Raw genomic sequence first — 2,383 nt, forward strand, 5'->3', positions numbered from 1 at the left:
GACGAGCGGGATGGGCAGCCCCTCATAAGAAGTACGGATGCCCAGGTCCTCCGGGCACACCGGCCGCTTTTGGGACTTGGGGATGACACTCAGCTGCCCGTTGGTCTCCAGAACGGCCACCTCGACGTCGTTGATGTTGGGGATGTTCTTCTGGCGGAGCTGCTCCATCAGGTCGTCCACCCCGTAGCGCAGCCGCCGCAGTTCCTGCTCGATGATGCGGCCGTCCTTGATGACGATGCTGGGCGTGCCCGCGATGACGTTGCGCGCCGTGGTGCTCTTCAGCGTGAGCCACGATATGAGGAGCTGCGTGACCAGAAGCGTCAGGATGGGAACGGCACCCTGCAGCAGGCCGACCTGCGTGTTCTCGATGGGTAGCGCCGCAAGCTCCGCGAGCATGATGGTGAGCACCAGGTCCCACGGAGACAGCGTGCCGATCTCGCGCTTGCCCATGATGCGCACGACGACGAGGAGCAGCACGTAGAAGTAGAGCGTCCGTCCGGCCAGACCGAGGGAAGCGGCGAGATCCTTCAAGGCCCTCCACCTGCCAGAACTCTGTGCGCCTCGGGTAGTGTGCCGCGCGGGACCAATCGTCCATTCCGCGGGCCGGGTGATGCGTCCACGAGCGCAGCCGACTGGGTTTGCTCTTGACAGCGGTTCTCGATAGACGATATACAATCCCAAGAGAGATTCATTTTCCTTTGCCAGTTACTCCTACTGCTTTTCCTGGTCAACGAACGGTGCCGCCGCTCGTGGCCCCGTACGGCCTTTGAAGGCTGTGAAAGGAGTACCTCATGGCCTCGGTGGTCGCTTCAGAAGGAGTCGTGACCCGCTTTCGCCCGCTGGCCGCCCCCGCTGTCACCGGAATCCTGGTGCTCGTGGGCTGGTGGTTGGAATCCCGCCAGCCTCTGCCCGCGGCCTCCGTAAACCTCATGCTGCTTGCCCCCGGCCTCCCAGCGTTGGCCGCGTACCTCCTCGCTTACGCCGTGGGCGGCTACCAGTCCGCCAGGGCCGGGCTCGCCTCGCTGCGGCGCGGGCGGATCGACATCGACTTCTTGATGGTCGCCGCCGCGCTGGGTGCGGCCGCCATCGGGCGGGCACAGGACGGAGCCATCCTCATCTTCATCTTCGCCCTGAGCAACGCGCTGGAAGAATACGCCATCGGCCGCACCCGGAAAGCCATCGAGGCGCTGGTGCAACTGAGGCCCACCCGGGCCAGGCGGGTTGCGAGCGTGGACGACGCGGCCGAGCCGGAGATGGTGCTGGCGGAAGAACTCGCCGTGGGCGATCTGGTGCTGGTGCTGCCGGGTGAACAGATTCCCGCCGACGGGGTTGTGGTGCGGGGCGAGTCCGCGGTGGACAGCTCCGCCATCACCGGGGAGAGCGTCCCGCAGCAGCGGGCTGCGGGCCAGCGCGTCTTCGCCGGCAGCGTAAACCGCGAAGGCGCTCTGTGGATCGAGGTGGATCGCACCGCCGGCCAGAGCACCCTGGCGCGCATCATCCAGCTCGTAGCCGAAGCGCAGGAACGCAAGGCGCCCACCCAGCTCTTCATCGAACGCTTCGAGCAGGTCTACTCGGCCGCCGTGGTGGCGGGAACGCTCGGGGTCGTCGCGGCCGGGACGGGGCTTTTTGGCTGGAGCTTCTCCGAGGCGCTGTACCGGGCGATGACGGTGATGGTCGTCGCTTCGCCATGCGCCGTCGTGCTCTCTACGATGCCTGCGATGCTGTGCGCCATCGCCAAGGGCGCCCGCAACGGGGTGCTGTTCAAGGGTGCCCTTTACGTCGAACAGCTTGCCGGGGTGCAGGTGGTGGCGTTCGACAAGACGGGCACGCTGACCGTCGGCCGGCCGCAGCTCACCGCCGTCTTCCCGGCCGAGGGGCAGAGAGAGGAACAGGTGCTCCTGGCGGCCGCCGCGGCCGAGCAAGGCAGTGAACATCCGATCGCCTGGGCCATCATCGAGGAAGCCCGCCGGCGAGGGCTGTCACCGGCCGCCCCCGAACGCAGCAAGATTCACCCCGGGCGCGGGGTGGAGGCGGTGGTTGAGGGGGACCGGGTGGTGGTCGGAAGTCCTGCCTGGTTCTCCGAGATGGGCCGCGCGCCGGAGGGCCGGCTGGCCCAAGCGCTTCGCGAGCTGGAGGGCACAGGCCAGACCGCCATGGTGGTGAGCATCAACGGCTCGGGGCCCGTGGGGCTCATCGGCGTGGCGGACCGCGTCAGGCCGGAGGCTTCGGCAGCCGTTCGGGGGTTGAAGCGGCTTGGCATCCAGCAGGTGGTGATGCTGACCGGCGACAACGAGCGGGTGGCGTCAGCCATCGGCCGGGAACTGGTCGTGGACGGCGTCCACGCGGGGATGCTCCCCGAGGACAAGAAGCGGGTGCTGGCCAA

The 2,383-nt window shown here is 67.6% G+C and carries 2 protein-coding genes; one reads left to right on the top strand and one right to left on the bottom strand.

Features of this window, described 5'->3' with window-relative positions:
- A partial coding sequence (locus AB1609_21365; GenBank protein MEW6048985.1) for a DUF421 domain-containing protein occupies positions 1-531 on the bottom strand: 531 nt, incomplete at its 3' end.
- A 260-nt stretch (positions 532-791) separates the two neighbouring features.
- Between AB1609_21365 and AB1609_21370 the strand changes: the two genes are divergently transcribed.
- On the top strand, positions 792-2,383 hold a 1,592-nt coding region (locus AB1609_21370; GenBank protein ID MEW6048986.1), incomplete at its 3' end, for a heavy metal translocating P-type ATPase.

The organism is Bacillota bacterium (assembly GCA_040754675.1).
Lineage (GTDB): Bacteria > Bacillota > Limnochordia > Limnochordales > Geochordaceae > Geochorda.